This is a genomic window from Mucilaginibacter sp. KACC 22773 (genome assembly GCF_028736215.1).
Classification (GTDB): domain Bacteria; phylum Bacteroidota; class Bacteroidia; order Sphingobacteriales; family Sphingobacteriaceae; genus Mucilaginibacter.
In genome coordinates this window covers 4,417,803-4,443,502 of the sequence record NZ_CP117883.1, presented here as the reverse complement: position 1 = coordinate 4,443,502, position 25,700 = coordinate 4,417,803, and the positions used below count along the sequence as shown (strand labels likewise).

Here is a 25,700-nt window from a genome sequence, read left to right as displayed (position 1 = left end):
GCAGATAGTCTCCGACTATCGAATGATAAGGTCAAACGCATCTTGTTAGGTTAACATAACTTAACACATTTCAGATAAAATATTTATAAGTAATTTGAAATCAATATTTTATATTTTATCATGGTTAACACTAAACTGGTAACTCAATTTAGCCGCTCCCAAATATTTGTGCCTGTTGCTGACCAATACAAGTCCCTTTGGTACCTGTTGCCCGATTCTCTGGATGATTATGCCGATAGTCTGTTACTATCGAATGATAAGGTGATGGATCGGCAATTGAAGCAACATGGATTGCCTATTTTAAAAATTGGTCAAAAAAACTTATTTTTGATCAATTGATCATTAATGAAAAACATCAAAGATGAACTACAAAATATCATTCTCGGAGATGAACCTGCTGGCGAGGCAAATAAACTCAAAAAAGCCCAATGTTTCCTTAGATCAGATGCGGCAGCAGGCTTCACAGCTAAAAAACAGCAGTACGTCAAAAGTAAAGAAACAGCAAAACTCTTAACTTTCGCCGAAAGGGAGAATCTTTTCTATATTCCGCTAATCCTGCAAAGTGATTTTATCAGCGAAGGCGCCGAACAAAAAGTATACAGGCTTAATGGAACCCACGTTATTAAAACCAATGCAGGTATCTTTTATGAAAGCTGGCTTGATTATTTCAATAGTCTAATTATTCACAATTACTTTTTCCCAGCTACTGCATATACATTCCTCGGTTTCAAAATAATTAACGATGAGCTTAATGCAGTAGTTATGCAAGAGTTTATAGTTGCTTCCGAGCCAACAGACCTTACTGCCGTTAAAAACTTTTTAGAATTCAATAATTTTCGCAATAATCGCAATAACGATTATATCAACAATAAGCTGGGTTTAATTTTTGAAGATCTGCATGATGAAAATGTGCTCTCTTTCAATGGCGTCCTTTTCTTTATTGACACTATATTTTATTTAACACCAGATTTTTATATTTCCTGAGTTCCTCCGCTGTCCGATTCTCCGACTTCGGATTTAGAATTTACAACACGTTCGCTTGAACGCGGGCTACGACTCACCCGGTCGAGGCTACGCCCGACCACCCTCTCTTCACCTGCGGTGGAAAGAGGGTTTTGTATTTAATTATTTCATAATCAGTTATTTTAAAATATATATTTCCAAGCCCCTCTTTCCGGCGAAGCCGAAGAGAGGGTGGCGGGCGCAGCCTCGCCGGGTGAGTCTTCACCGCCACGCGATATGCATCATCGTCCCTTCATTGGAAGCATAAAAACATTGGTAAACCAAATTTAAACAGTCTCTAATAATCCTGTAGTCGAAGAAACAGGCGTAATGGTTCGAAGTCCAGAGAATCGAACAGCGGGGGGGGGAAGTCAACAGTACTAAGTCTTAAGTCAACAGTGTTTTTTGGGGCTTAGAGCTTAAGACTTTGGGCTACAGGCTACCCGTCAATGGGTAACTCACATACTATTTACCATTATTTACAAAATTTACATTTTTATTTACAATCCAAATTCGTCGCCCCGAAAAGTATCAAAGTAGGTTTGCTGAATCAATTTTAACAGGATATGAAAAATAAAAGAAATGTTTTGTACAGCCTGGCTATCATGCTGGTTGGCGTAATTTATTTTCCCGTACAGGCTCAACAAAAAAATGGCGCTCATCGCGCTGATTTTTCTGGCGAATGGAAATCCAAAGAGTCGATAAGTATGGGCGGAAATATTGTTTGCACATATGACGAGGGTGATCGTATGCTATCTAAAACAATGAAAATAACAGCGCAGGCAGATTTTATGACCATAGAAGTGCCAAACCCCTCTCCTGGCGCAGCGCTTGTTACAAGCCAGGAGAAACTGGTCTTCGACGGTAAAGCAAGCGAAATTAATCATGGCCGGGGAAGAGGAAAGAAGTTTACCGTAAAGTTGTCGGCTGATGGCCAAACCATGACTGTTAACTCCATTGTACACCTGATGATTGATCAAAAACAAGTATTTGTTAACGTAACAGAGGTTTGGAAGTTGAGCAATGATGGCAAGTCTATTTCTGTTCAGGCCAATGCAAAATCAAACATATTCGACAGCGGGCGTTCCTGGAAGACCGTATTCGATAAAGCCGGTTAGTATTCAAGAAACTCCGCTTGCACTTTCTCGCTACAAAAAACGAGGCTGACCTTTCTGAGCCAACCTCGTTTATCATTTTTATTGATGCTTATTTCCTTCTTAAATGATCAGGCAGGGGGTGCTTGCGTAAAAACTCTTTGGCTTCTTCAGCTTTTTTTACAAAGTAAGGATCATTGCTGCGGTCTTTAACCTTGTCGCTAACGATAGCATCACCATAAAAACCTTTTTCGTCAATCACTTTCTTAATGGTTGGCATAATTACTCATTTCTTTATTCTTATAACCAAATTTAACGTTTTATTTCCTGCCTTTACTGAGGTGTTTACTTTTTTTGATGCCACCCACTTGCAACGATGCGAACTTTGCAGGTTGAAACCGGGCGTATACTTAGCATGCGGGCCACAAGCCGGGGACGCTTGCGGCAGCGGGGGGAATTGCTATTAATTGACAACAGTAGTCGGAATTTTGCCTAAACTTAGTAAGTATATACCTGATACTTCGTCCAACGCCAAAGAAAGATTTTCAATAAAATTTATATGAGAAATAATTGTGGTCATATCAGGCCAACTGAAACTAACCGAAGGGTGTGCTATTGTATTTCTAAGGTCCATGAATTGGTCTAACTGTTTCTTTGCTTCATTTGTTGCTAGTCCTGTATCTGAAGTTTCAAAAAAAATTTGCATTTTAGGATGCTGACCAACTTTAGTCCAAACTTCTTTTGCTCCAATTCGTGCAAACAGTTCTGCAAGAATGGTCGGCCTCATATTCTCTGTGGTAATCGAAATACATTTTATATTTACAGACGTAATATTAAGTCCTTTGATATTGTCTGAAAGAGTATTTATAAATGAGTTACGTCCATTTTCTGCGTGTCCATATTTTCTAGGATTTTTCATGACGTCGGCAGTAAAGGAAAATAAGTTTTCTTTGAAATCCTTTGGCAAATTATCGAATTTGAGGCATTTATCAGCGATTCCAGCAGCTAAATCTTCAAAAATGCTTCTCACAAAATATTCAAATCTCCCGGCTAAATAGAGAACCAGTGTCCCTGGAACAAAGGTAAGACCAATATTAGCTTCCCTGCCTAACGTTTGTATCTGCAAACCTTTATTAATGAAATTATCATTAGCAATTGCTGCATTTGGTGCAAAAGAACTTGATGTGAAAAGTTTAACATTTTCAGTAAGCACCAACAGTTTTCGCAGATGTTCTAAATCGCCCTTAAACTCGTTAAAAAGCAAACTCATTAGGCCTTCAAAATTTTAGTAGCTTCCTCTATTCGTTCCTTTATACCTTCAACAGTATTTTGCTTACCCAATAGGATTGCATTAATTGTGTCGTCGTTAAGACTGGTTTGTAATCTACTTTTTATAGTGGCAGGTTCCGCGAGTTCTTCAACGGTTAAAAAGCTGAGTGCTACCATTAGCGCATCGTATAGTGGACGACTTGGTTTATCGGTATTTGGAACTATGAATGGTCTGTTATCAAATATAGTATTTAAACGTTCCAATGTTTTCAAAAAAAGATCTTTTGATTGCTCCACCTTTGCTTCATCATCAGTGTAGTGTAACCGCATACTTTTATCAAGTAACGTTTTTAAACCGCCAGTTATTAAATCTTGATTAGTTTCTCGTATTGCGAAAAATCGCAATACTAATTCACAGTCAACCATTGATTTATATAGTGAATTTGAGATAAGAATCTTGGATGGATTTTCTTTTTCATCTTGTTCAAGTGGAGGAATTCCCCATATTTTAGTAAATAAAGCATGCCTGGAAACCTCCTTTAACATTCTATTAAATATACTTTCGTAAAGCGCATTTCTCAGTTCTTGCGCATTTAATTGTACCCCTCCAGAATTAAGTCGGTTAAAGAGGATCATCCTGACATCTACATCTGTATCGCCATTGTCTTGCTCGTATGTAAATGTAGTAGCAGATTCGGTTAACAACACAGTTGCCGAAATAGTTCTACGCAAAATACCCCTCTGAATAACTATAGGTAATTGTTCAAATTTTTTTCCGTTAAGTTCCTTCCAATATTTTAATCCGCGCAAACTTAAATTTCCACTTAAAAAATCTTTTAACGTTTCCAATCGTTGTCTTCCGTCGACCACCTCATACATTCCATATTCCTTTTCAAATAAAAATATTGGTGGAATGGGAATGTTCAATAACAGGGATTCAATTAGTAATGACCTCTTCGTAATGTCCCACCTACTTCTCCGTTGATATTGTGGCATTAAATCAATTAATGTACCGATTGCGTTTTTAAGATAGTCAATGGAGTAATCAATATTGGTACGTACTATTCGTAACTGAGTATTGGAATATTTGTCGGATATCGTTTCATCAGTGACAATTTTGGACACTGTATCAGATGAAGGACTGTCATCGTCTTCGGTTTCTAACCATTCATTAACTTCTTCGTCTGAAAATAGGCTAGGTTGCTGTGTTGCCATTTGTATAATTTAATTTCTAAACTTATAAAAAAGAAGTCAATCAAGCAATTGTTAGTTTGATTCTTATAATAGAAACTGGAGCAATAAAATAAGTAAGGGTAAAATAGTTTTATATACCAGGTATCGCTATAAAATGGTTAAAGTGAATATAGTAGGCAGTTCTTGCGAAAAATATATGTAGCAAAAATGCCTACTATAGATGAACAAAACTATTCGTCTGCCTACACGCACACTGGTTCGAAGCCTCCAGACTACAGCGGGGGTATTACGTGTTGACCGTAGTACCCGGCAGCGAAAGCATTTGCAAGAGCGAGGGGGGACTGCTTACGAATATACTTATCTCTTTTTTAGCTAATATTAATGGCAATAAGTATATTTGTATAATTATGATAAGAGGCCAATTATATAAAGATATATCGGAAACGCTCGATGAACATACTCGGTTTGATAGTACTGATTTTCGAATTTTAGCAGAAAAAAAGGATGAAAGAAATAATTTTCATACTATTTTATCGATCAATTATATAATCGATTCCAAGTACTCAATATATTTTAAAATTCCATCCTCAAAGACTTCTGATTCTGATGGCTATTCAAGCTACTATTTAATATCAGGAAAGGTTTGTCCAGGGCCATTGTCTTATGAGGAAACGTTTTCGTTTAAAGGAGAAAGTTTTATATATACAACCATTAAAAATTGGTTAGATGCTATTTGGCAGGAAGTTTCTTCAAGTCCAGTTGTTAGGCAAGTCGAAGATCATCAGGAACAAATCAATAATATCTTTGAAAAATTTGAAACTTTAAAAGAAGAATATTTTACTAACCAAGAAGCAGAAGAGTTAAAAAAACGATTAGATGCCCTAGAAGAGACATTGAAGTCTCAAATCGAAAGCCATAATGAGCTTAAAAAAAATATAGAACAAGAGGTTTCTAAGCTGCATTTTGACATTGATACTCTTAAACAAACAATTACCTCTTTCAGTAAAAAGGGTTGGCTAAAAAGTTTTACTGGAAAAATTTTCAAGTGGACAGCTAATTCTGATAATAGAAAAATGGTTAAAGGAGGGTATTCCCTATTAAGAGAATTTTTGCCTGACGACATAAAGAAAACTTTACCTGAATAAACTTCACATAGAGGGTCTGTAAAATAAACTGTCTCGGCCCCTGCCATCCCATGGGACGGCAGGGGCTGAGATCTTTTAATTCTTCAAGATTTAGGATATTCAAAACAATATTATTTACTGCGAAATATACAAAAAGAGGAGTTTTCCAAAGGCAAGCTATCCAAATTGATAGGCATTGCAACGCCTAATCAATTTTTTCTTTGCCCTTATCTTTCGTTAGATATTTAATAGAATCGGTTAAACTGGCCAGCGAAGCAAATGCCTCTTGGGCGAAACTTAAATCCTTGATCTGATCCTCTCCGAATGGGAACATCACATCCTTACCTAATAAGTCGATCAGCTTATCAAAATCTGGTTTCTTACTTTCGCACTCAAACGCTTCTTTAGAGGCGAGATAGGTAAGTAGATACCTCTCAATAACAACTTTAACCTTTAAAATGTGAAGTTCCTTGTCTGAAATTGCCCGTCTTTGTTTCAGGAACCAGGCGCCCAGAAACTCGATCATTAAAATCGTTAGCGAACCCGAGGCTAATTCATAAACAAAATATGGCTTGAATAAGTTATGGGAAAAAAAATAGATCCAGAATACGATAAACAGGAATGCAACGAAAATTCCGAGAACACTGAAAAATATGCCATAGCCAAAAAATGATTTCGCGTCTTTTTCCATTTTGTTACTTTGAATAGTAAAGGAGTCTAGCATTCTGTCAAAGTAATGTTCATACGCAGTTTTTGACTTAACTCCAAGAACCTCTCTTGTAGTGTTGTTCTCTTGCTTTTGTAATTTCTTGCGTCTATCCAGTTTAAATACTTCTGTTTCATTAGCAAGTACCAGTTGATTATATGGACCTGGCTTTCCCAACATTTGAATGATAGTTGGCGCCGTCATCAGCATTACCAATAAAAAGCACACGAAAAGATATGTATTGTTGAGCGCTGCGTTTTTTTCGCGAAGCTTTGAAAGCGCTTGGATATAGGATAGCAGATCATAACTGACTATCACATTGTCAGCCACTCTTAAATCAGCTTCTCGTTTTGAATAGCTGTATATGAGTTTCTTTTGATAGTATGCGCGAAGGCTATCATTATTTCTGCGAACCCGGTCAAAGTCTTTGATATCTGTTAAAAGCTGCTGTCGTCGCAATTGGACAATAGGGCCGTAACCTGCTCTCCTGGATCCGCCAGTACCTCTCAATTCATTTTCAATCAAGTTTGACAATTCATCAATTTCAGCTCTTTTCCCAGAATCTATGCGATTGAGCTTATTAATTTCACTGCGCCAAATGGATGTTGCAAGATCGTTTGCTCTTTCAAGCGTGTTAAGCCTAACCATTCGCTCGTAGGTTAATTCTTGCTTGATTTCACCGCGGAATATGAATATTAAAAGTGGCGTAGCAACGATGAGCCCTATAATGACCGACAGCATGAGACGCGCGACAGCTGTAAAAACATTCCTTTCAGCGTTGTTAGAACTTAATGTAATATTTAAAATGGACCTATCCAAGGTAAAAACAATAGCGCCCCATAAAATACTTGATAGCAGTGTAAGTAAATTGCTACTGAAAACATATTGGAACGCTACAAATCCTGCAAACGTCGAAATTAAGAATGACAGAAATACTGCAAAGCCTTTTATCTGAAAGGAGATTTTAGCTGAGGATATTTTGGCAACAATGCTGGGATCTGCGCCAGCACACCACCATAAAAATTCGTTGAACTTTCGTTCAATTTCTCGAAGAGATTTTAACATGTGATTTTGAGTTAAGGTTGATTGGCGATTTTAATTCCTTTTCCACTAATTCATATATCTTCAATATAATATTCTACAAGGTGAATATAAGAAGAATATTTTATACGATTTTTTAATGGAGTTCATGATGTTAGTGTAAACAAATACTAAGTATTATATTCGTGCGCCCGCAAGTGCTTTTCGCTACCGCCTCCAGGCTAGCGCCCCGCGTACAAATCACGATGTTGTTGTAAAACGCTTAACCCCACAATTCCCCCGACCTTCGCGTTAGGGATATTAGCGGATACCGGCCTCGCGCCTAATGCCTTGTGGGCGTATGAGCGATTAGCCCGGCCCGCTTCTACCAGCGGGAACGCCCTTTTTAGAGTCAAGAATCAAGAGTCAAGAATCAAAACAGCAGGTGAAAGGTTAAAGGCGAAGGGTAAAAATTCTTCGATGTCCGATTCTCCGAGTTTGAACCATTATGCCTATATTCTGCGGCTGTGGAATGACAAGGTTATGGATCGGCAATTGATAAATGAATACAATAAAACTATTGGTTAAAGGCGGTAATAATGCCGTAGCCGGAGAAACAGGCATAATGGTTCGAAGTCTGGAGACTTCGAACAGCGGTTTGTTCTTTTGACTTTCGACTCAGAACTCAAAACTCAGAACCCAAAACTCAAAACAACCAACCATATGAAATTATCTAAACTGATACTGTTTTTGTTGAGCTTCAATGTTGTGGTATATGCACAGCAGCGTGTTAAACCTGTACCTGTTGAAACGGGGGTATCGTACGGGTTGGCGCAGTACAGGCATTCGGTAATCAGTAATGTGGAGTATGACCTGTCGTTTTTGGTCCCGTTGAAACGGGCTGATGATATAGCCGGTGTGGCGCATATTGCATTTGATTTAAAAAATGCCGGCCAGCCGCTGCAAATTGATTTTAAGCAGGATGCGCAGCACATTAAAAATGTGCGGTTGGCCCAGGGGGCGGCAATCCCTTTTGAGGCGAAGGATGAACATATTATTATAGCCACTAAATATTTAAAGGCCGGGCGTAATGATATCACGATTGATTTTGTGGCCGGTAATGGATCATTAAACCGCAACGATGATTATTTGTACGCCCTATTTGTGCCCGACCGCGCCCGTACCGTTTTCCCTTGTTTTGATCAGCCGGATTTGAAAGCTACTTTTAAATTAGGCCTAAGGGTGCCAAAGGAATGGAAGGCATTGGCCAATGGCAGCATAAAGGATGTAACTGATGAGGGCGACTTTATGCGTTATGTTTTTAACACCAGCGACAAATTGCCCACCTACCTGTTCTCTTTCACCGCGGGGGCGTATGCTGATGTAAGGCAGATGATAGGCGGGCGCAATGCCGAATTTCTGCACAGGGAAACAGATTCGACCCAGATCAGGTTGAGTGTCGATTCGATATTTAAAGCCCACCGGGATGCCATCAGCTTTTTAGAAAGCTGGACGGGCATACCTTACCCTTTTCAGAAAGTGGGCTTTGTGGCCATACCCGATTTTCAGTTCGGCGGGATGGAGCACCCGGGCGAGGTGCAGTACAAGGCCTCGGGCTTGTTTTTAGATGAGGGGGCTACCAAAGATCAGTTCATCGCCCGGTCGAACGTAATTTCGCACGAGACGGCGCACATGTGGTTTGGCGATATGGTGACCATGGAGTGGTTTAATGATGTGTGGATGAAGGAGGTGTTTGCCAATTTTATGGCCGATAAGGTGACCGAAAAACTTATGGGCGCCGAAACTTTTAATCTTAAATTTTTGCAGGACCATTACCCGGCTGCTTACGGCGTTGACCGCACCATGGGTGCCAATCCAATTAGGCAGCAACTGGATAATTTGCAGGATGCGGGCTCGCTTTACGGCAATATTATTTACCACAAAGCCCCCATTATGATGCGCCAGCTGGAAAGCCTGATGGGGAAGGCCAACTTTCGGAAAGGCATCCGCGAATACCTGAAAAAATATGCTTATGGCAACGCTACCTGGCCCCAGCTGATTGCCATCCTGAGCAAATACAGTACCGCCAACCTGTACACCTGGAACAAGGTTTGGGTAAGCCAGCCCGGCAGGCCGGTGTTTGATTATAAAGTGAGTTACAACGATGGTAAAATCGGCGCTTTTACCATCAGCCAGCATCCCGAAGTTGGCGCGCAACGCATATGGCCGCAGGTATTTAATATCATGTTGGTGTATCCGGGTTACAGCAAAACCATCCCGGTGAATATGAACGCGCGGCAGATTGTACTAAAGGCGGCTGCGGATTTGGCGAAGCCGCTGTTCATTTTATTTAATGCGGACGGGATGGGCTACGGACTGTTCCCGGCGGATAAGGCGATGACGGCCAGCCTGTTCAATTTAGAAAGTCCGTTGCAACGCGCGTCGGCCTATATTAACGGGTACGAGAATATGCTGGCCGGGCGTGCCTTTAAACCGGCTGAACTATTAAAGCTTTACCTGCACGGCATCAGTATCGAAAAAAATGAAATGAACCTTCGCCTGCTTACCGGCTATATTACCAACATATTCTGGACGTTCACGCTGCCCAAAGACCGCTTGATTTTAAGCACCGAGCTGGAGCACGCCGTATGGCAGGCCATGGAACAGCAAACAGCGCCGAATAACAAGAAAATACTGTTTGGCGCTTACCAAAACACCTGTTTAAGTGCCGAAGCTAAAAGCCGCATTTACCAGGTATGGCTGACCCAAAAGCCGCCGGCAGGTGTTAAACTGGCCGAGGATGATTATACCGGCATGGCGCTTTCCATAGCCCTGAAAAGTGATACCGTTACATCGGTATTAAAGCAGCAGCAAGCCCGGATAAACAATCCCGAACGCAAAAACAGGCTGACTTTCCTGGTGCCCGCCCTCTCGCTGAACGTGCAGGAACGCGACGCCTTTTTCAACAGCCTGGCCGAGCGTAAAAACAGGGCAAAAGAAGCCTGGGTTACAACTGGCTTGAGTTATTTAAACCACCCCTTAAGGCAAAGCACCTCCATCAAATACCTGCCCAAAAGTTTGGAACTGGTTGAAGAGATCCAGCGCACCGGAGATGTGTTCTTCCCCCAATCGTGGCTGAGCGCGGTATTCGGTAGTTATCAAACCAAAGAAGCTTACCAGATTGTACGCGATTTCCTGCAGCGGCATCCTGGTTACAATCCTAAGTTGAAGGATAAGATATTGCAGGCTAATGATAATTTGTATCGGGCGCAGGGGATATTGGGGCGGTGAGACATTAAGACAGGGTAAGGTGGAGGTTACGTTTGGGATGAGGTATTGGAGTACAGGGTTTGGTGCCACTTACATGATGGAGCACCTGATATTTATGAAGGCGACGATTATTATTATGCTTTTGAAACCTATGAAGATGCTATCGGATTTTCAACAGAAAATGAAGGATCAGAGGAACCATTGGCTCTTATTTTGCAAAAGGAATATATAGACGAACCTGAGCCGGGCAACTATATCCATGTTAAAGAGCAAAGAGTAACAGAGTGGCCTGTGGAGTTTCTTAGTCGCCCTAAAAGAAACCCAAACACTATCCCTGACTTTTTTTCTCCGAATGCGCCCGATAATCGATTGCAGATATTACGTGGATTGGCTTGAGGTACCGGAAAGTTAAAAATAACACAATCATCACCCAAACCCAATTCCGGTTCAAACAATTATTCTGTTCATTCTTTAATTCTGAAAATCCTGATTCAGACAGCAAAAAAAGCCACCCTCAACAGGTGGCTTTTCCTAAATATCCTAAAAAGTAATTACCCTTTTTTGTCAATCTTAGTCGCAGGAGATATATAAGCCTGTACGATAACATGTTTTTTAACCTCCTGTTTCATGGCCGTTGATGCCACATGGTTTGCATTCAAATGCGGCGCAATTACCAGCGAAACTATCGACATTAGTTTAATCAAAATGTTCATCGACGGGCCCGAGGTATCTTTAAACGGATCGCCTACGGTATCGCCGGTTACGGATGCTTTGTGCGGTTCTGATTTTTTGTAGTACATCTCGCCATTGATCAGGCAGCCTTTTTCGAAAGATTTTTTGGCGTTATCCCATGCGCCGCCGGCGTTGCTCTGGAAAATACCCATTAATACACCCGATACGGTTACACCGGCCAATAAACCTCCCAATACTTCGGGGCCAAAGGCGAAACCGATAATGATTGGGGTGATCAGCGCGATTAAACCAGGGGCAACCATCTCGCGGATGGACGCTTTGGTTGAGATAGCTACGCACTTTTCGTATTCGGGCTTGCCTTCATAGGTCATAATGCCCGGGATTTCACGGAACTGGCGTCTAACCTCTTCAACCATGGCCATGGCAGCACGGCCTACTGCCGAGATACACAATGCTGAGAAGATGAAAGGGATCATACCGCCCACAAACAGCCCGGCCAAAACATCGGCCTTATAAATATCAATATGCTCGATACCTGCAACACCCACAAAAGCCGCAAATAAAGCCAGTGAGGTTAACGCAGCCGATGCAATGGCAAAACCCTTGCCGGTAGCAGCGGTAGTGTTACCTACAGCATCTAAATTGTCTGTACGGTGGCGTACTTCTTCTGGCAGTCGGCTCATTTCGGCAATACCACCAGCGTTATCGGCAATTGGTCCAAAGGCGTCAATAGCTAATTGCATAGCTGTTGTTGCCATCATACCTGCGGCCGCTATCGCTACCCCATATAAACCCGCAAAATGGTACGAGCCATAAATACCCGATGCCAAAACCAGGATAGGCAATACGGTTGATTCCATACCTATAGATAAGCCACCGATAATGTTGGTAGCGTGGCCTGTAGATGACTGGCGGATGATGCTCAATACCGGGCGTTTGCCCATTGCGGTATAGTACTCGGTAATGATAGACATTAAAGTACCTACAACCAAACCTACTACTATCGACATAAACACGCCGTTTTTGGTAAACGGAATTATACCCGCTTTAACAGCTCCGTTAACTTCATCGCGTACCATGTGAAACTCGCCCTCGGGCAGCATCCATTGTACTACAAAATAAGTGGCTATCGCGGTTAAAATGATAGATGCCCAGTTGCCTATGTTCAGTGCTTTTTGCACGCTGTCTGTTTCGCTTTTAATCCTCACCATGGCAGCGCCAACAATCGAGAATATCAAACCTAAACCGGCTATAACCATAGGCAACAGGATAGGGGCAATACCCCCAAAAGCATCATGAGACACAATTTCGCGGCCCAGCACCATGGTAGCCAGCATTGTAGCCACATACGATCCGAATAAATCGGCGCCCATACCGGCAACGTCGCCTACGTTATCGCCTACGTTATCGGCAATGGTGGCAGGGTTACGCACATCGTCCTCGGGGATGCCGGCTTCAACCTTACCCACAAGGTCGGCGCCCACGTCGGCTGCTTTGGTATAAATACCGCCGCCTACACGGGCAAACAGCGCTATCGACTCGGCACCTAACGAAAAACCAGCCAAAACATCCAGTGCTTTGGCCATTGCCTCGCCGTTTACGGTGCTGCCTGCAACATTAACTACATAAAACTGGTAAAATAATATGAACAGCGAACCCAAACCAATAATGGCTAACCCGGCAACGCCAAGTCCCATTACGGTACCGCCGGTAAATGATACTTTTAATGCCTGCGCCAAACTGGTACGGGCAGCCTGTGTAGTACGCACATTAGCTTTGGTTGCAATGCGCATGCCCAGGTAACCGGCAAAGGCCGATAAAAACGCTCCGATGATGAATGAAACGGCAATAACCGGGCTGGATGTAGCCACGGTGGTACCGCTCCAGGCCAGCAATAGGGCAGCTACGGCAACAAAGCCACCAAGCACTTTCCACTCGGCACGTAAAAAGGCCATTGCGCCATCGGCAATGTAGCCGGCAAGCGTAACCATGTCGCCATCGCCGGCATCTTGTTTGGTAACCCAGGCTGCTTTAACAGCCATAACGGCAATACCGATGAGTCCAAACACCGGAATTAAGTAAATTAAGTAAATGTTCAAAAAATCCATAGTAACAATTTTGGTTTTATTAAGTAAGTGTTGCTAAGTCTGAAGTCTAAAGTCGCAAGTCAAAAGCCTTTTTTTTCTTTTTTCTTTGATTCTTAAGACTACCGACTTAAGACTAACGACTTAATACCACACTGGCTATAGCAGGGTTTAATTGGTGGTTGCAAAATAGTAAATTTATTTTCTTTACAATAGCCTCTCAATATTAAAGTTTTTTGAATAGTTTAGGGCTTTAAACCCTTTTTTAATTTATGGCAAAAGATTCCGGACAACCAAAAATGAAACATGAACTTGGCCTGCTTGACGGCACCATGCTGGTAGCAGGCTCCATGATAGGCTCAGGTATATTTATAGTTGCTGCCGACATTGTACGTAATGTAGGCTCAGCAGGTTGGCTCATAGCCATTTGGCTAATAACCGGTTTCATGACACTGACAGCGGCATTAAGCTACGGCGAGTTGAGCGGCATGTACCCCAAAGCAGGCGGACAGTATGTTTACCTCAAGGAAGCCTACAATAAACTTATAGCGTTTTTGTACGGCTGGAGTTTTTTCGCGGTGATACAAACCGGAACTATAGCTGCGGTTGGTGTGGCTTTTTCAAAATTTACGGCGTATTTGATACCGGCCGTTAGTGAAGATAACATTCTTTTTCAGCAGGGCTTTATAAAAATCAGCGCGGCACAGCTTGTTTCTATCGGTGTTATTTTAATATTAACGTTTATTAATACCCGCGGTGTTAAAAGCGGAAAACTGATACAAACTACTTTTACATTAACCAAACTGTTAAGTTTATTCGGGCTGATCATTTTTGGTTTCATAGCCTTAAAGCCCGAGGTATGGCACGCAAACTGGAACGACGCCTGGAATCTGCATAAATTGAATACCGATGGTAGCTTTACAAGTGTAACCCTGGCGGCGGGGCTTGGTGCTATAGCCGCATCTATGGTGGGTTCTATTTTTAGCAGTGACTCATGGAACAACGTTACTTTTATAGCAGGCGAAATGCGTAACCCTAAAAGGGATGTGGCGCTAAGCTTGTTTTTTGGTACCATGATAGTAACTATAATTTATGTGGCTGCCAACGTGGTTTACACCGGGGTTTTACCATTACATGAAATTGCTACGGCTCCGAAAGACCGGGTTGCAGTAGCTGCTTCACAGGTAATTTTTGGTCATACGGGAACGCTTATTATAGCTGTGATGATTATGATCTCTACTTTTGGCTGTAATAATGGCTTAATTATGGCAGGTGCAAGGGTTTATTACACTATGGCTAAGGATGGTTTGTTTTTCAAAAAAACCGGAGAACTTAATAAAGCATCAGTACCGGAATTCGGCTTATGGATACAGGCACTGGTAGCATCAATACTTTGTTTAAGTGGAAAGTATGGCGATCTGTTGGATATGATATCTTTTGTTGTTGTAATATTTTACGTGCTTACTATAATTGGCATTTATATTTTGCGTTCCAAGTTGCCTAATGCAGATCGTCCTTACAAAGCTTTTGGTTACCCAGTGTTGCCGGCTATCTATATTGTAATGGGAATAGCCTTCTGTATATTGCTGATTATTTATAAGCCGCAATTCACGTGGCCCGGATTAATTATTGTTTTAATCGGTATTCCAATATATTACATATCGCAAAGGAACGTTAAGGAGCAGGATGAAGCGGCTATTGATAGTTAGTTTATTTTTAATTACCGGGCAGGCTTATGCCCAGGATCTGCAATCGAAATTATCAGCTGCATTTAACAGGTTACAGGCCGATAGCCAGTGCCGTTATGCATCGCTTTCGCTCACGGTTTTGGATGCCAAAACCGGCGAGCAGGTATTTGCCGCCAGCCCTAACATGGGGCTGGCTACTGCATCAACCTTGAAGACCATTACCAGCATCACAGCCTTTAATGTTTTGGGCGCCGATTTCAGGTACCAGACCCAATTGGGCTACAACGGCGAAATTGCCGCTGACGGTACGTTGAACGGCGATATCATCATCAAAGGATCGGGCGACCCAACCCTGGGCAGCTGGCGGTATGAGCAAACCAAAGAAGCACATGTGCTGGCCTTAATGGTTGATGCACTTAAAACTGCCGGCATCAAAAAAATAAACGGGCGCGTTATTGGCGACGATAGCATCTTTGGCACCCAATCTATCCCCGAAGGCTGGATTTGGCAGGATATTGGCAACTACTATGGCGCCGGAACATCGGGCCTTTGCTGGCGCGAAAACCAGTTTGATATTAAGCTGCGCACCGGCGCTGTGGGCAATCCTATTGGCGTTTCGTACACCGTGCCCAACGTATCGTACCTTACTTTTAAAAGCGAATTGGTTAACGGCCCCGCGGGCAGCGGCGATAATGCTTACGCCTTTTTGCCCGTTGGCAGCAAAGTAATGTACCTGCGCGGCAGTTACGCTATTGATAAAGATAAAAAAAGTATTTCGGCCGCCATACCCGACGCGGCCTACGATGCGGCCCTGCGATTGTCGGATACGCTGAAAAAATTAGGTATCGCGGTGGGGTTCGACCCCGAATCTGTTGCAACTTTAACCGCGAAAGGCTTAAAAGCGCCTTCAATCTCCAAAAATCTCACCGCAATTCAATCGCCGCCATTAAGCCGGATCATTTACTGGCTCAATCAAAAAAGTATTAACCTTTATGCCGAGCAACTGCTTAAAACCATCGCCTGGAAACAAGGCCGTAAACCCACCACAACAAACGGGGTAGAGGAGGTACAAAAATTCTGGCAGGCCCGGGGGATAGATGCCAGTAGCATGAACATCTACGATGGCAGCGGCCTGTCGCCCGGCGATAGGGTAAGCACCAATACCATGGCCCGCATCCTGCAATCGGCCAAAAAAGAAAGCTGGTTCCCTGATCTGTACGAAAGCCTACCCGTATACAACGACATGAAAATGAAAAGCGGCAGTATCAACAGCGTGCTTTGCTATGCAGGTTACCAAACCCACAACGGCCGCGAGTTTTGTTTTTCTATCATGGTAAATAACTTCAGCGGATCGAGCAGGGGGATAAAGGAAAAGATGTTCAGGGTGCTGGATGTGTTGAAGTAGGAGGCCCCTAACCCCCTGAAGGGGGGACTTTTTGATTGGTGTGATTGTATTCAGGTTGTGAGAAATAAATAGAGCGTGAGAATGTGCGATTCCTTCCTTGGGGAAGGAGGAGGTAGGGGTTTAGCCACCTGTTATTAGTCTTTTCAATTCACCGTTTTTAGTTATAATTTACTGCTCTGTAATTCGTTATGTGTTGATATTAGCCTAATTTGTTTTTAAACCTGAATCATGAAAATATTAACCTTAACCCCGCGCAACCCCATTGTTTACTCACCCGGAATGATCAGCCTTGTATTGTTGCCATTATTTTGCCTGGTTTATTTAAAGCAGCATAAAGCATTTGTGCGTTACAGTGCCATGGATATAGCGGTATGGAGTCCTGAATGGAACAGCAGGTTACCAAAGCGGCTTCAACGGGATTTTCCACCGGTTAGAAACTATCTCAGAATAAATTTAGATGGCAACGAAATTGGCGATAAGGCCCGCCTCGATTTCGCCCGCCTTGAAATCAGAAAAATGCTGGCTTCGGGAGATACTGAAAGGGGTATAGATTTTCATTTCTGGAATACCGCGAAATATCAGGCATTTATTACCGCTATTGATATTTGCCAAACGGAGAATGCCGGCATTTATATTCCTTATAAAGACGATATTTACGTAATAGTTCCAAAACGATAGTTTTAAAAAAGCCGGATTATACCGGCCGTCCTAAGTAATTTACAAATCAATATATTATGAAAAAATTAAACACGGTGATAATCCTTTTTGTGTTTTTTGCCTTGTCGGCCTGCAAATCCAAACCCAACCCTGCCGACGCCGTTCAAAGCATCCGCTTTAAGTTTACGGAGCTGGGCCGCGAAACACAGTTCAGGATCCCCTGTGATAAATTCAGCTATTATTTTCCGGCAAGCAGGATTAAGATTTTTACAAAACCCACAGCCATTGATAGTGTGATGCACTTGCTCGATGGCATGAAACCGGCCGGCGAAGGCGTCCAGCCCGATGTACGGGGGCAGATTCTCATTACCCATGTGGGCAATGCCATAGATACTGTATGTGTAGGGGTAAAGGCCCTTGAATATAAGGGTGCCACTTACGAAACGCCGCAGGAGTTATTGGTGTTGATACAGAAATAAAAACTCGGAAGAATGTGTCATCGCGAGCGTAGCGCGGCGATCGCGGACATTGCAGGTCATTCACGCGTAACTAAGAGATCGCCACGTCGTTCCTCACTATAATGGCGTGTTTGTAAGTTTATTGATTACCAGTATAGAAAACCGTCATTGCGAGGTACGAAGCAATCCCCGATATGCTAAGTCCCACATAGTTCGGGATTGCTTCGTACCTCGCAATGACGGCGGTTTAGAACATCAATTTAATTATATTTTGTTGTGCGTCATAACGTTTTTTTTAATTTTTACCTGATCGGTACACGCAATGACATGATGAAATATTACTTACGCGTAAGTAACATTTAAAGTAAATGGTACGCTCAGCGCTTTTGATATAATGCAATTTGCTTTTGCGTCTTCGGCAATGGCTTTAAATTTAGCTTCATCAACACCGTCAATAACCGATGCTTTCAGTTCTAAATGAATACCGGTGATGCTTAGGGCCTGCATATCAAGGTCAAGGATAGCATCGGTGGTAAGATCGCCGGGAGTAAAGCCGGCTTGGGTTAAAGCAGCGCCAACAGCCATAGTAAAACAGCCTGCATGAGCGGCGGCAATCAGTTCTTCGGGGTTGGTGCCAATGCCATCGGCAAAGCGGGTTTTAAAAGAGTATTGGGTTTTGTTAAGCACGGTGCTTTGCGTAGTGATTTCTCCGCTGCCGGCCTGTAAAGTGCCATTCCAATGGGCGTTTGCTGTACGTTTCATAGTTTGTGTTTTTTATTGTTTGTGGTTTTATTAGTTCATGGTTCATGCTTTTAGTTCATGGTTCATAGATCATGGTTCATGGTTTTTCGGGTTAATATAAAGATTCATAATTTCCGCATAGTGATAAGCTATCAACCATCGGCCATGAACTATGAACCATCAACCATGAACGCGCAGCGCGCTACGCGCCGCCCTACCATTTCGCCCGAACGTACTGCTCCGGCCATTCTACTTCGTGTCCCAGCTCATGGGCGGCGCGTAGTGCAAAATGCGGATCGCGCAGCATTTCGCGGGCTATAAATACAACATCGGCTTCGCCTTCCTGTATAATTTCATCAGCCTGGTGCGGTTTGGTTATTAAGCCTACTGCTCCGGTAAGTATACCGCTTTCTTTTTTAACTTTCTCTGCAAATTCAACCTGGTAACCTGGTTTTAACGCTATTTTAACACCAGCGATGTTGCCGCCGGTCGAGCAGTCAATAAGATCGATACCTTTATCTTTTAATATTTTGGCAAGCGCTACCGAGTCATCAGCCGTCCAGGCACCTTCCGTCCATTCGGTTGCCGATATACGTACAAACAGCGGGTTTTCGGCAGGCCAGGCTTCCTGTACACTTTCAATTACTTCCAGTAAAAAACGGATCCGGTTCTCGAACGGGCCTCCGTATTCATCTGTACGTTTATTGCTTGCCGGCGATAAAAACTCGTGCAATAAATACCCGTGCGCGCCATGCAGTTCAATTACGTCAAAACCTGCGGCCAAAGCCCTGGCAGCGGCGGCTTTAAAATCAGCTTTAATTTTTTCAATGCCAGCTTTATCAAGCTCTAAAGGTGCCTCTTCACTGTCGATAAAAGCGATTGGGCTTGGGGCGTATGATTTCCATCCGTTAAGCTCATTTGATGGTACTTGCTTGCCGCCCAGCCACGGCTGCAAGTGGCTGGCCTTGCGGCCGGCATGCGCCAGCTGTGTGCCCGCATACGCACCACGGGCATGCAAAAAGTCGGTAATCTGTTTTAATTTGATAATATGTTCATCTTTATAAAGGCCAAGGTCGGCAGATGAAATGCGGCCTTCGGGCGATACGGCGGTGGCTTCGGTGATAATTAAAGCAGCACCGCCAACGGCCATGCTGCCCAGGTGCACCAGGTGCCAGTCGTTAGCGAAACCGTCTTCGCTGGAATACTCGCACATGGGCGATACCACGATTCGGTTTTTAAGTTCGATGTTCTTTATTTTAAGCGGTGAGAATAGATGCGGCATATGTTTTTATTTGGTACAAATATGGTAAGTAACATTGATTGTAACCACACTGTTTTGTAAAATAGATATAAGCTAAAAGCCGAAGGCCTAAAGCAGAAAGCAAAACAGGCGTAACGGCTTTTACCAGTGGCCCTTTGCTGTGCTTCACACTTTTTTGGTGAGGTTTTAAATTGCGACCTGTTCAGGATGCTGGTTCTTCTTCCTCCTCGTCTTCATAGCTTTCATCTTCCAAATCCAGCCTGCAAATCCAAACACCCAATAACAAAGGGAATAAGAATGGCAGCAACATGGCCGATAACTCAAAGGGTGAGTAGGCGTTTTTAGCGGCAGATGCGCCAAGAAATACCAAAATAACAACCATGCCCAGGGCAGCTGATACCCGCTGCTTAACAGCAATTACGGTTGAATTCCTGGTCATCCGCGGAATAATAAAAGTAAGCAGCGCGCCCAGCGGGCAGGTAAATACCATTAACACCCCAACAGATAATGGATACTCTTTAATAAAGGCGACCGATAGGATACTCCCGGAGTGAAAGAAAAACTGGCTTACAAGGATTTGTAGCACGGGTGCTATGATCACCATAGTTAGCCACACCTTAAAACTGTAAAATTGCGCCGGATCCATAGGCTGTTATTGTTAAAGAAGTAAATATAAAAGATATCGGCTTTCAAACAAGGGATGCGCCGTACGCGACAAAAAATAATGCGAAACAATGCTTAAGTTTGAAATGTTAAGGCTGATTTATGTACTCGCACTGTTAAACAATTGGTAATTTGACTACATATACAACCCTGATTATTTTAAGCGGACTGGTCATTTTCTCGTACCTGTTCGATTTGATAGCCGGTAAAACCAAAATCCCTTCGGTTATTTTATTGCTGATGCTTGGCATCGCGATACATTTTACTGTTGATTATTTTGGGGTAAAAATGATCAATTTTAAGGTGATTCTGCCTACGCTTGGCACGTTGGGCCTTATCCTTATAGTATTTGAGGGAGCGCTGGAACTGCGGTACAATAGCGATAAAAATGCCATCATCAAAAAAGCGTTCTTTTCGGCATTTACCATTTTATTGGTTAGCGCATTTGCCATTACATTTATCATCAGGTATTTAACGGGGCAAAGCTTTTACCTGTGCTTTGTAAATGCCATACCTTATTGCGTGGTCAGTTCGGCAGTGGCTATTCCATCGGCATCTAACCTTGGTAAAAACAAAAAGGAGTTTATTATTTATGAGTCTTCTTTTTCGGATATCCTTACCGTTGTGCTGTTCAACTTTATAGTACGCAACCAGCAAATTGATGTGGTATCGTTTATAAAACTTGGCGCCGAACTTACAGGCATTATTATAGCAGCCATCATATCCTGCCTGCTGTTGCTTTACCTTATTGGCCGGTTAACGCATCACATCAAATCGTTCCTTATTATTGCCTTGCTTATATTGGTTTATTCGGTAGGGCAATCGTTTCATTTATCGGCATTGATAATTGTACTGGCACTGGGCCTGTTCCTGAATAATGCCAACCAAATCAGTTTTCCGTGGTTCAGGAAACTGTTTATCTATCCAACCTTTCAGCACGATATCAAACAGCTTTTCCAGCTATCTGCCGAGAGCGCTTTCTTGATGCGCACGTTCTTTTTCATAGTATTTGGTTATACCATGGATATTTATGAATTGCAGGATATTACCTTGCTGGCAACCGGCGGTGCCATACTGGTATCCATTTACCTGGTCCGCTTTTTATACATCAAATTCGTATCCAAAACCGACCTGATGCCCGAGTTAGTAATAGTACCCCGGGGGCTAATCAGCGTACTGCTATATTATAACCTGCCCGATAATTTGAAGATACCACAGGTTGGTACGGGGCTGTTGTTTATTGTAGTATTGGGTACAAGTTTGATATTGAGTTTGGGGTTATTTGCGACGAGGAGGAATCTGAATCAGAATTTACAGGATTAAAGAATTTGCAGAATATTCGATGCATACATTCTGTTCATTTTAAAATTCTGTAAATTCTGATTCCAGACTTTAGCAAGTTTCGGGTTTTACCACATCCGCTATCGGCCTACATTTGTTTATAAATAACAAATAAAATTATGAACACACAGGAAAATATCAATTACCATCGTATCTCCGAGGCAATAAACTATATAAAACTCAACTTTAAAACCCAGCCAAATTTAGATGAAGTTGCCGAAAAGGTTAACCTGAGCCCCTTTCATTTTCAGCGTTTGTTTACAGATTGGGTGGGCATCAGCCCTAAAAAGTTTTTGCAATACTTAAGCCTGGAATATGCCAAAGGTATTTTGAAAGATAAGCAGGCCACATTGTTTGATACGGCATATGAAACGGGCCTGTCGGGTACCGGGCGGCTACACGATCTGTTCATCAACATTGAAGGCATGACCCCAGCCGAATACAAAAATGGTGGCAGGGAGCTGAGCATTAACTACAGCTTTGCCGAAAGTCCGTTTGGTAATATCATAGTGGCATCAACTCCTAAAGGCATTTGCTACATGGCTTTTGCCGATGACCATGCCGACGCTTTAGATCAGCTTAAACAGCATTTTTCCAACGCAACATATACACAGGTAGTTGATATGATGCAACAGGATGTTTTGCATATATTTAAAAAAGACTGGTCGCAATTGCCGGCAATAAAATTGCATTTAAAGGGCAGTAGTTTTCAATTAAAGGTGTGGGATGCCTTGTTAAAAATACCTATGGGTGGCTTATGCAGCTATGGCGATGTTTCGCAAAAAATACAATTGCCAAATGCCAGCCGGGCAGTAGGCAGCGCCATAGGGGCCAATCCGGTAGCGTTTTTGATCCCTTGTCACCGGGTTATCCGGTCGACAGGCGAATCGGGGCAATACCATTGGGGGGCAACCCGTAAATCGGCTATTATAGGCTGGGAGGCGGCAATGGTTAATCAACCGGTATCAATATAAAAGGTGATGGAAATTAAAGAGCGAATTGATAATTTAAATTGGGCTGATATTAAGGCCGGTATGGATGCCCGTGGATATGCCATTGTAAAAAACGTTTTAGCTGCGGATGAATGCGCCGCTTTGGCCAATCAATATATTGATGATGGGCTTTACCGCAAAACCGTTGTGATGGAACGCCACCATTACGGCCGGGGCGAGTATAAATATTTCAAATATCCATTGCCGGCAATCATTCAACAGTTACGGGAGCATGTTTATCCCCACCTTGCGCCCATTGCCAATAATTGGATGGAAATGCTAAATAAGCCTACGCGTTTTGCCGATACTTTAGATGAATTGCTGCAGTATTGCCATCAGCATGAACAATTGCGGCCAACTCCGTTGATACTGCAATACACCGAAGGCGGTTACAATGCCATGCACCAGGATTTGTATGGCGAGGTGTTTTTTCCCATTCAATCGGTTTTTATTTTAGATGAACCCGGCATAGATTACGAGGGTGGCGAATTTATTTTGCTGGAGCAAAAACCGCGCGAACAATCAAGGGCGATGGTGTTAAAACCCGGCAAGGGTGATATGATATTATTTACCACCAGTTACCGGCCCGCAAAAGGCAGCATAGGGTACCACCGGGTAAATATGAAACACGGCATAGCCGAGATTACCAATGGTCGGCGGCACAGTATGGGCATTATTTTTCATGATGCCAAATAACTGTTGCAACCCGGAATTTGATGTGAAACAAAGCTTTAAAACTCCTGCGATCGCGATTGATTTATGCCATAATTTACATCAATAGTTAATTTTTGCTAAATTTATCGCAATTCTATGTTAACCCCCTTTCAGGATGGCAGAAAAGGTAGCTATAAGCGATGTGCAATTGATCGACCGGTTAAAGTCGGGCGATGAAAGTGTGTTGACCGCTATCTACAAAAAATACTGGCAGCAATTGTTCCTGTCGGCCTATAATGTTTTAAAAGATAAGCAGTCCTGCGAAGATGTTATCCAGGAACTGTTCATCAAGCTTTGGAATAGCAGGGATAATATCCAAATAGCCGTATCGTTAAAAGCATACCTGTATGCATCCATCCGTTATGAAGTTTACAGGCAAATCCGTGCCGGGGTTGCAACAAGCGATGTGTTTGATGCCCTTGCCAACAGTTTGCAAAGCCCTGACACCCATGAAAATTTAGAATACAAAGAGCTGGTTTCACAGGTAAATTCGGTAGTTGAAACGCTACCCGAAAAATGCCGCGAAGTTTACAAGCTTAGCCGCGAAGAGTACCTTACCCATAAACAAATTGCCTCAAGGCTCAATATATCTACCAAAACAGTCGAAAATCATTTAACCAAAGCGCTTAAACATTTGCGTACTTCATTGGGGACTTTGTTTTTGTTGTAGATGGGGTTACATGTCTTTTATTGACACAACGGGGCTTGTTCTATTACGAATTAGAGGCGTAGCCTCGGCCAATCTTGTAGCCACGGGTTTTAACCCGTGGAAAAGAATGAAGGGAACGATTGAGAACCGTAGGGTCGGGACATATTATCAATGCGTATAATCGTTTGGACAAATTGAAAATGCTTGGATTACACCAAAATATGGGCCGTGCCGATGGCACTCTTGTTGGTCTTTGGCCATTCATCCCCGGGTTGAAACCCGGGGCTACAATATGTGTCGGGCCGATGACCCTTTTTTATCCACAAACCAAGTTTACCTATCAACCTTAATCTTCTCAAATTTTTTTTCTTCCCACGTAGGGGATACCCCCCGTTTTTATACTCTCACTATAAAAAGCAGGTTGTGCAAAAACAGGAATTTCAACAATTGATAGATAGATACCTTAATGGGCAGGCTACTGCCGATGAGGTGCAGCTGTTAATGGAATTGTTTGATAACGTCCAAACCGATAGCGATTGGGACGAGCAAGCCCTGGGCGTAAGGCAAGACCTGGAAGATAAAATGCTGCAGCGTTTGCATTCGGCTGTTCAACAATCGTCTGCAAAGCATCAACCTAAAGTATTAAAAATCTTTGCTTTTAAGAATGTAGCTGCGGCGGTAATTGGCCTTATGGTCATCAGCGGCGGAGTGTATTATTGCATGCAGCATGTCGCAAAAGATAACATTGCGGCAAAAAACAAAATCGTGGTTAAGCACGATGCCGACCCCGGTAAAAATGAAGCAGTCCTAACCTTAGATAATGGCGAAAAAGTGGTGCTCGATTCTGCAAGGATCGGCACCCTTGCCAAAAAAGGCAACGTCAGCGTTAAAAAAACTAAAGATGGGCAACTGGTTTACCAGGTTGAAGAAGGCAAGGCTTCAGCGACAAATGGCCCTGTAGCTTATAATACCATCAGCACACCACGTGGAGGTCAGTACCAGGTTATATTGCCCGATGGCAGCAAAATTTGGCTCAACGCGGCATCATCGCTCAAATTCCCCACGGCATTTACCGGCAGCCAACGTGATGTGGAACTAACCGGCGAGGCCTATTTTGAAGTGGCTAAAAATCCGTCGAAGCCATTCATGGTAAATGTTAATGTGCTTAAAGTAAAGGTATTGGGCACCCATTTTAACATTAATGCCTATGCCGACGAGGACGATATTAAAACAACTTTGCTGGAAGGATTGGTACAATTAACCAGCGGCAATAACCATAACTTGCTAAAACCAGATGAGCAGGGTATTGTTAAAGGTGATAATATCCAGGTTGTTGAGGTAGATGCCCTAAGGGCCGTGGCCTGGAAAAACGGTTTTTTTGATTTTAACCGGGCCAGTATCAGGGATATCATGAAACAACTATCGCGATGGTACAACATCGAAGTGGTTTACAACGGCAAAGTATCCGACGACGAATTTATGGGCAGAATTGAACGAAATGTGAAGCTATCGCAGGTACTGCACGTTCTGGAGCTTAGCCATGTGCATTTTAAAGTTGAAGATAAAAAGATAACAGTATCACCTTAACCATATCCGTTTTTACATTAACCTTTAAAAAACATCTACCTATGAAAAAAAACATACATCTCCATTAACACCCTACAACTACCTTACC

Annotated in this window: 23 protein-coding genes; 15 read left to right on the top strand and 8 right to left on the bottom strand. The window is 42.7% G+C overall.

Features of this window, described 5'->3' with window-relative positions:
• Positions 1–120 precede the first annotated feature (120 nt).
• From PQ469_RS18045 to PQ469_RS18035, 3 genes are all read left to right on the top strand, one after another.
• The gene (locus PQ469_RS18045; protein ID WP_274208926.1) at positions 121–339 is read left to right on the top strand and encodes a hypothetical protein; all 219 of its coding nucleotides are present in this window, start codon (positions 121–123) and stop codon (positions 337–339) included.
• Positions 340–345: 6 nt separating this feature from the next.
• Positions 346–984 (top strand): putative polyvalent protein kinase domain-containing protein, encoded by a 639-nt coding sequence (locus PQ469_RS18040; RefSeq protein ID WP_274208924.1) that lies wholly within the window; start codon positions 346–348, stop codon positions 982–984.
• 584 nt (positions 985–1,568) lie between these two features.
• A complete protein-coding gene (locus tag PQ469_RS18035; RefSeq protein ID WP_274208923.1) occupies positions 1,569–2,120 on the top strand; it encodes a hypothetical protein in 552 nt (183 codons plus the stop codon).
• 88 nt (positions 2,121–2,208) lie between these two features.
• Here the strand turns inward: PQ469_RS18035 and PQ469_RS18030 are convergent, their stop codons facing one another.
• The 3 genes from PQ469_RS18030 to PQ469_RS18020 all read right to left on the bottom strand — a co-directional run bounded on the left by PQ469_RS18030 (position 2,209) and on the right by PQ469_RS18020 (position 4,580).
• Positions 2,209–2,376 (bottom strand): hypothetical protein, encoded by a 168-nt coding sequence (locus PQ469_RS18030; RefSeq protein ID WP_274208922.1) that lies wholly within the window; start codon positions 2,374–2,376, stop codon positions 2,209–2,211.
• Positions 2,377–2,559: 183 nt separating this feature from the next.
• Complete coding sequence (locus PQ469_RS18025) at positions 2,560–3,366, bottom strand: HEPN domain-containing protein (protein WP_274208921.1); 807 nt, start codon at positions 3,364–3,366, stop codon at positions 2,560–2,562.
• Positions 3,366–4,580, bottom strand: a complete 1,215-nt coding sequence (locus PQ469_RS18020; protein WP_274208920.1) for a DUF262 domain-containing protein — start codon at positions 4,578–4,580, stop codon at positions 3,366–3,368. The genes PQ469_RS18025 and PQ469_RS18020 overlap by 1 nt, the downstream gene beginning before the upstream one ends.
• A 386-nt stretch (positions 4,581–4,966) precedes the next feature.
• Here PQ469_RS18020 and PQ469_RS18015 point away from each other — a divergent pair, with 386 nt between their 5' ends.
• On the top strand, positions 4,967–5,704 hold the full coding sequence (locus PQ469_RS18015) for a DUF3450 domain-containing protein (RefSeq protein ID WP_274208919.1): 738 nt from the start codon (positions 4,967–4,969) through the stop codon (positions 5,702–5,704).
• 184 nt (positions 5,705–5,888) lie between these two features.
• On the opposite strand, the gene PQ469_RS18010 is transcribed toward PQ469_RS18015, so the two are convergent.
• The gene (locus tag PQ469_RS18010; protein WP_274208918.1) at positions 5,889–7,454 is read right to left on the bottom strand and encodes a DUF4407 domain-containing protein; all 1,566 of its coding nucleotides are present in this window, start codon (positions 7,452–7,454) and stop codon (positions 5,889–5,891) included.
• A gap of 678 nt (positions 7,455–8,132) precedes the next feature.
• Here PQ469_RS18010 and PQ469_RS18005 point away from each other — a divergent pair.
• Together PQ469_RS18005 and PQ469_RS18000 are read left to right on the top strand one after the other, a co-directional pair.
• Positions 8,133–10,700 carry a M1 family aminopeptidase gene (locus PQ469_RS18005; protein ID WP_274208917.1) on the top strand — a complete coding sequence of 856 codons (2,568 nt, stop codon included), beginning with the start codon at positions 8,133–8,135 and terminating at the stop codon, positions 10,698–10,700.
• A gap of 45 nt (positions 10,701–10,745) precedes the next feature.
• Positions 10,746–11,075 (top strand): hypothetical protein, encoded by a 330-nt coding sequence (locus tag PQ469_RS18000; RefSeq protein WP_274208916.1) that lies wholly within the window; start codon positions 10,746–10,748, stop codon positions 11,073–11,075.
• Positions 11,076–11,230: 155 nt separating this feature from the next.
• Here PQ469_RS18000 and PQ469_RS17995 read toward each other — a convergent pair whose 3' ends face one another.
• Entirely contained in the window at positions 11,231–13,480 is a 2,250-nt protein-coding gene (locus PQ469_RS17995) for a sodium-translocating pyrophosphatase (protein WP_274208915.1), read from the bottom strand.
• A 248-nt stretch (positions 13,481–13,728) separates the two neighbouring features.
• On the opposite strand from PQ469_RS17995, the gene PQ469_RS17990 reads away from it, so the two are divergent.
• The 4 genes from PQ469_RS17990 to PQ469_RS17975 all read left to right on the top strand — a co-directional run bounded on the left by PQ469_RS17990 (position 13,729) and on the right by PQ469_RS17975 (position 17,685).
• Positions 13,729–15,165, top strand: a complete 1,437-nt coding sequence (locus PQ469_RS17990) for an APC family permease (protein ID WP_274208914.1) — start codon at positions 13,729–13,731, stop codon at positions 15,163–15,165.
• A complete protein-coding gene (gene dacB / locus PQ469_RS17985; RefSeq protein WP_274208913.1) occupies positions 15,143–16,549 on the top strand; it encodes a D-alanyl-D-alanine carboxypeptidase/D-alanyl-D-alanine endopeptidase in 1,407 nt (468 codons plus the stop codon). The genes PQ469_RS17990 and dacB overlap by 23 nt, the downstream gene beginning before the upstream one ends.
• 228 nt (positions 16,550–16,777) lie before the next feature.
• Positions 16,778–17,227 (top strand): hypothetical protein, encoded by a 450-nt coding sequence (locus tag PQ469_RS17980; protein WP_274208912.1) that lies wholly within the window; start codon positions 16,778–16,780, stop codon positions 17,225–17,227.
• Positions 17,228–17,283: 56 nt separating this feature from the next.
• Entirely contained in the window at positions 17,284–17,685 is a 402-nt protein-coding gene (locus tag PQ469_RS17975) for a hypothetical protein (RefSeq protein WP_090645716.1), read from the top strand.
• Between the two features lie 321 nt (positions 17,686–18,006).
• Here PQ469_RS17975 and PQ469_RS17970 read toward each other — a convergent pair whose 3' ends face one another.
• The 3 genes from PQ469_RS17970 to PQ469_RS17960 form a co-directional block, all read right to left on the bottom strand.
• Positions 18,007–18,426 (bottom strand): OsmC family protein, encoded by a 420-nt coding sequence (locus PQ469_RS17970; protein WP_274208911.1) that lies wholly within the window; start codon positions 18,424–18,426, stop codon positions 18,007–18,009.
• A gap of 193 nt (positions 18,427–18,619) precedes the next feature.
• The gene (locus PQ469_RS17965) at positions 18,620–19,687 is read right to left on the bottom strand and encodes an NADH:flavin oxidoreductase/NADH oxidase (protein WP_274208910.1); all 1,068 of its coding nucleotides are present in this window, start codon (positions 19,685–19,687) and stop codon (positions 18,620–18,622) included.
• Positions 19,688–19,868: 181 nt separating this feature from the next.
• The gene (locus tag PQ469_RS17960; RefSeq protein ID WP_274208909.1) at positions 19,869–20,312 is read right to left on the bottom strand and encodes a hypothetical protein; all 444 of its coding nucleotides are present in this window, start codon (positions 20,310–20,312) and stop codon (positions 19,869–19,871) included.
• A 149-nt stretch (positions 20,313–20,461) separates the two neighbouring features.
• Between PQ469_RS17960 and PQ469_RS17955 the strand changes: the two genes are divergently transcribed.
• From PQ469_RS17955 to PQ469_RS17935, 5 genes are all read left to right on the top strand, one after another.
• The gene (locus PQ469_RS17955) at positions 20,462–21,652 is read left to right on the top strand and encodes a cation:proton antiporter domain-containing protein (RefSeq protein WP_274208908.1); all 1,191 of its coding nucleotides are present in this window, start codon (positions 20,462–20,464) and stop codon (positions 21,650–21,652) included.
• A 137-nt stretch (positions 21,653–21,789) separates the two neighbouring features.
• Positions 21,790–22,644 carry a bifunctional helix-turn-helix domain-containing protein/methylated-DNA--[protein]-cysteine S-methyltransferase gene (locus PQ469_RS17950; protein ID WP_274208907.1) on the top strand — a complete coding sequence of 285 codons (855 nt, stop codon included), beginning with the start codon at positions 21,790–21,792 and terminating at the stop codon, positions 22,642–22,644.
• A gap of 6 nt (positions 22,645–22,650) precedes the next feature.
• Positions 22,651–23,358 carry a 2OG-Fe(II) oxygenase gene (locus tag PQ469_RS17945; protein ID WP_274208906.1) on the top strand — a complete coding sequence of 236 codons (708 nt, stop codon included), beginning with the start codon at positions 22,651–22,653 and terminating at the stop codon, positions 23,356–23,358.
• Between the two features lie 133 nt (positions 23,359–23,491).
• Complete coding sequence (locus tag PQ469_RS17940; RefSeq protein ID WP_274208905.1) at positions 23,492–24,046, top strand: RNA polymerase sigma-70 factor; 555 nt, start codon at positions 23,492–23,494, stop codon at positions 24,044–24,046.
• A gap of 402 nt (positions 24,047–24,448) precedes the next feature.
• Positions 24,449–25,612: a FecR family protein gene (locus PQ469_RS17935; protein ID WP_274208904.1), complete on the top strand. Its 1,164-nt coding sequence runs from the start codon at positions 24,449–24,451 to the stop codon at positions 25,610–25,612.
• The last annotated feature ends 88 nt before the right edge of the window (positions 25,613–25,700 follow it).

What these genes read in the sequence shown, in the direction of transcription:
- PQ469_RS18045 (WP_274208926.1), top strand. Translation starts at nt 121, where the DNA reads ATGGTTAACACTAAACTGGTAACTCAATTTAGCCGCTCCCAAATATTT.
- PQ469_RS18040 (WP_274208924.1), top strand. Translation starts at nt 346, where the DNA reads ATGAAAAACATCAAAGATGAACTACAAAATATCATTCTCGGAGATGAA.
- PQ469_RS18035 (WP_274208923.1), top strand. Translation starts at nt 1,569, where the DNA reads ATGAAAAATAAAAGAAATGTTTTGTACAGCCTGGCTATCATGCTGGTT.
- PQ469_RS18030 (WP_274208922.1), bottom strand. Translation starts at nt 2,376, where the DNA reads ATGCCAACCATTAAGAAAGTGATTGACGAAAAAGGTTTTTATGGTGAT.
- PQ469_RS18025 (WP_274208921.1), bottom strand. Translation starts at nt 3,366, where the DNA reads ATGAGTTTGCTTTTTAACGAGTTTAAGGGCGATTTAGAACATCTGCGA.
- PQ469_RS18020 (WP_274208920.1), bottom strand. Translation starts at nt 4,580, where the DNA reads ATGGCAACACAGCAACCTAGCCTATTTTCAGACGAAGAAGTTAATGAA.
- PQ469_RS18015 (WP_274208919.1), top strand. Translation starts at nt 4,967, where the DNA reads ATGATAAGAGGCCAATTATATAAAGATATATCGGAAACGCTCGATGAA.
- PQ469_RS18010 (WP_274208918.1), bottom strand. Translation starts at nt 7,454, where the DNA reads ATGTTAAAATCTCTTCGAGAAATTGAACGAAAGTTCAACGAATTTTTA.
- PQ469_RS18005 (WP_274208917.1), top strand. Translation starts at nt 8,133, where the DNA reads ATGAAATTATCTAAACTGATACTGTTTTTGTTGAGCTTCAATGTTGTG.
- PQ469_RS17995 (WP_274208915.1), bottom strand. Translation starts at nt 13,480, where the DNA reads ATGGATTTTTTGAACATTTACTTAATTTACTTAATTCCGGTGTTTGGA.
- PQ469_RS17990 (WP_274208914.1), top strand. Translation starts at nt 13,729, where the DNA reads ATGGCAAAAGATTCCGGACAACCAAAAATGAAACATGAACTTGGCCTG.
- dacB (WP_274208913.1), top strand. Translation starts at nt 15,143, where the DNA reads ATGAAGCGGCTATTGATAGTTAGTTTATTTTTAATTACCGGGCAGGCT.
- PQ469_RS17980 (WP_274208912.1), top strand. Translation starts at nt 16,778, where the DNA reads ATGAAAATATTAACCTTAACCCCGCGCAACCCCATTGTTTACTCACCC.
- PQ469_RS17975 (WP_090645716.1), top strand. Translation starts at nt 17,284, where the DNA reads ATGAAAAAATTAAACACGGTGATAATCCTTTTTGTGTTTTTTGCCTTG.
- PQ469_RS17970 (WP_274208911.1), bottom strand. Translation starts at nt 18,426, where the DNA reads ATGAAACGTACAGCAAACGCCCATTGGAATGGCACTTTACAGGCCGGC.
- PQ469_RS17965 (WP_274208910.1), bottom strand. Translation starts at nt 19,687, where the DNA reads ATGCCGCATCTATTCTCACCGCTTAAAATAAAGAACATCGAACTTAAA.
- PQ469_RS17960 (WP_274208909.1), bottom strand. Translation starts at nt 20,312, where the DNA reads ATGGATCCGGCGCAATTTTACAGTTTTAAGGTGTGGCTAACTATGGTG.
- PQ469_RS17950 (WP_274208907.1), top strand. Translation starts at nt 21,790, where the DNA reads ATGAACACACAGGAAAATATCAATTACCATCGTATCTCCGAGGCAATA.
- PQ469_RS17945 (WP_274208906.1), top strand. Translation starts at nt 22,651, where the DNA reads ATGGAAATTAAAGAGCGAATTGATAATTTAAATTGGGCTGATATTAAG.
- PQ469_RS17940 (WP_274208905.1), top strand. Translation starts at nt 23,492, where the DNA reads ATGGCAGAAAAGGTAGCTATAAGCGATGTGCAATTGATCGACCGGTTA.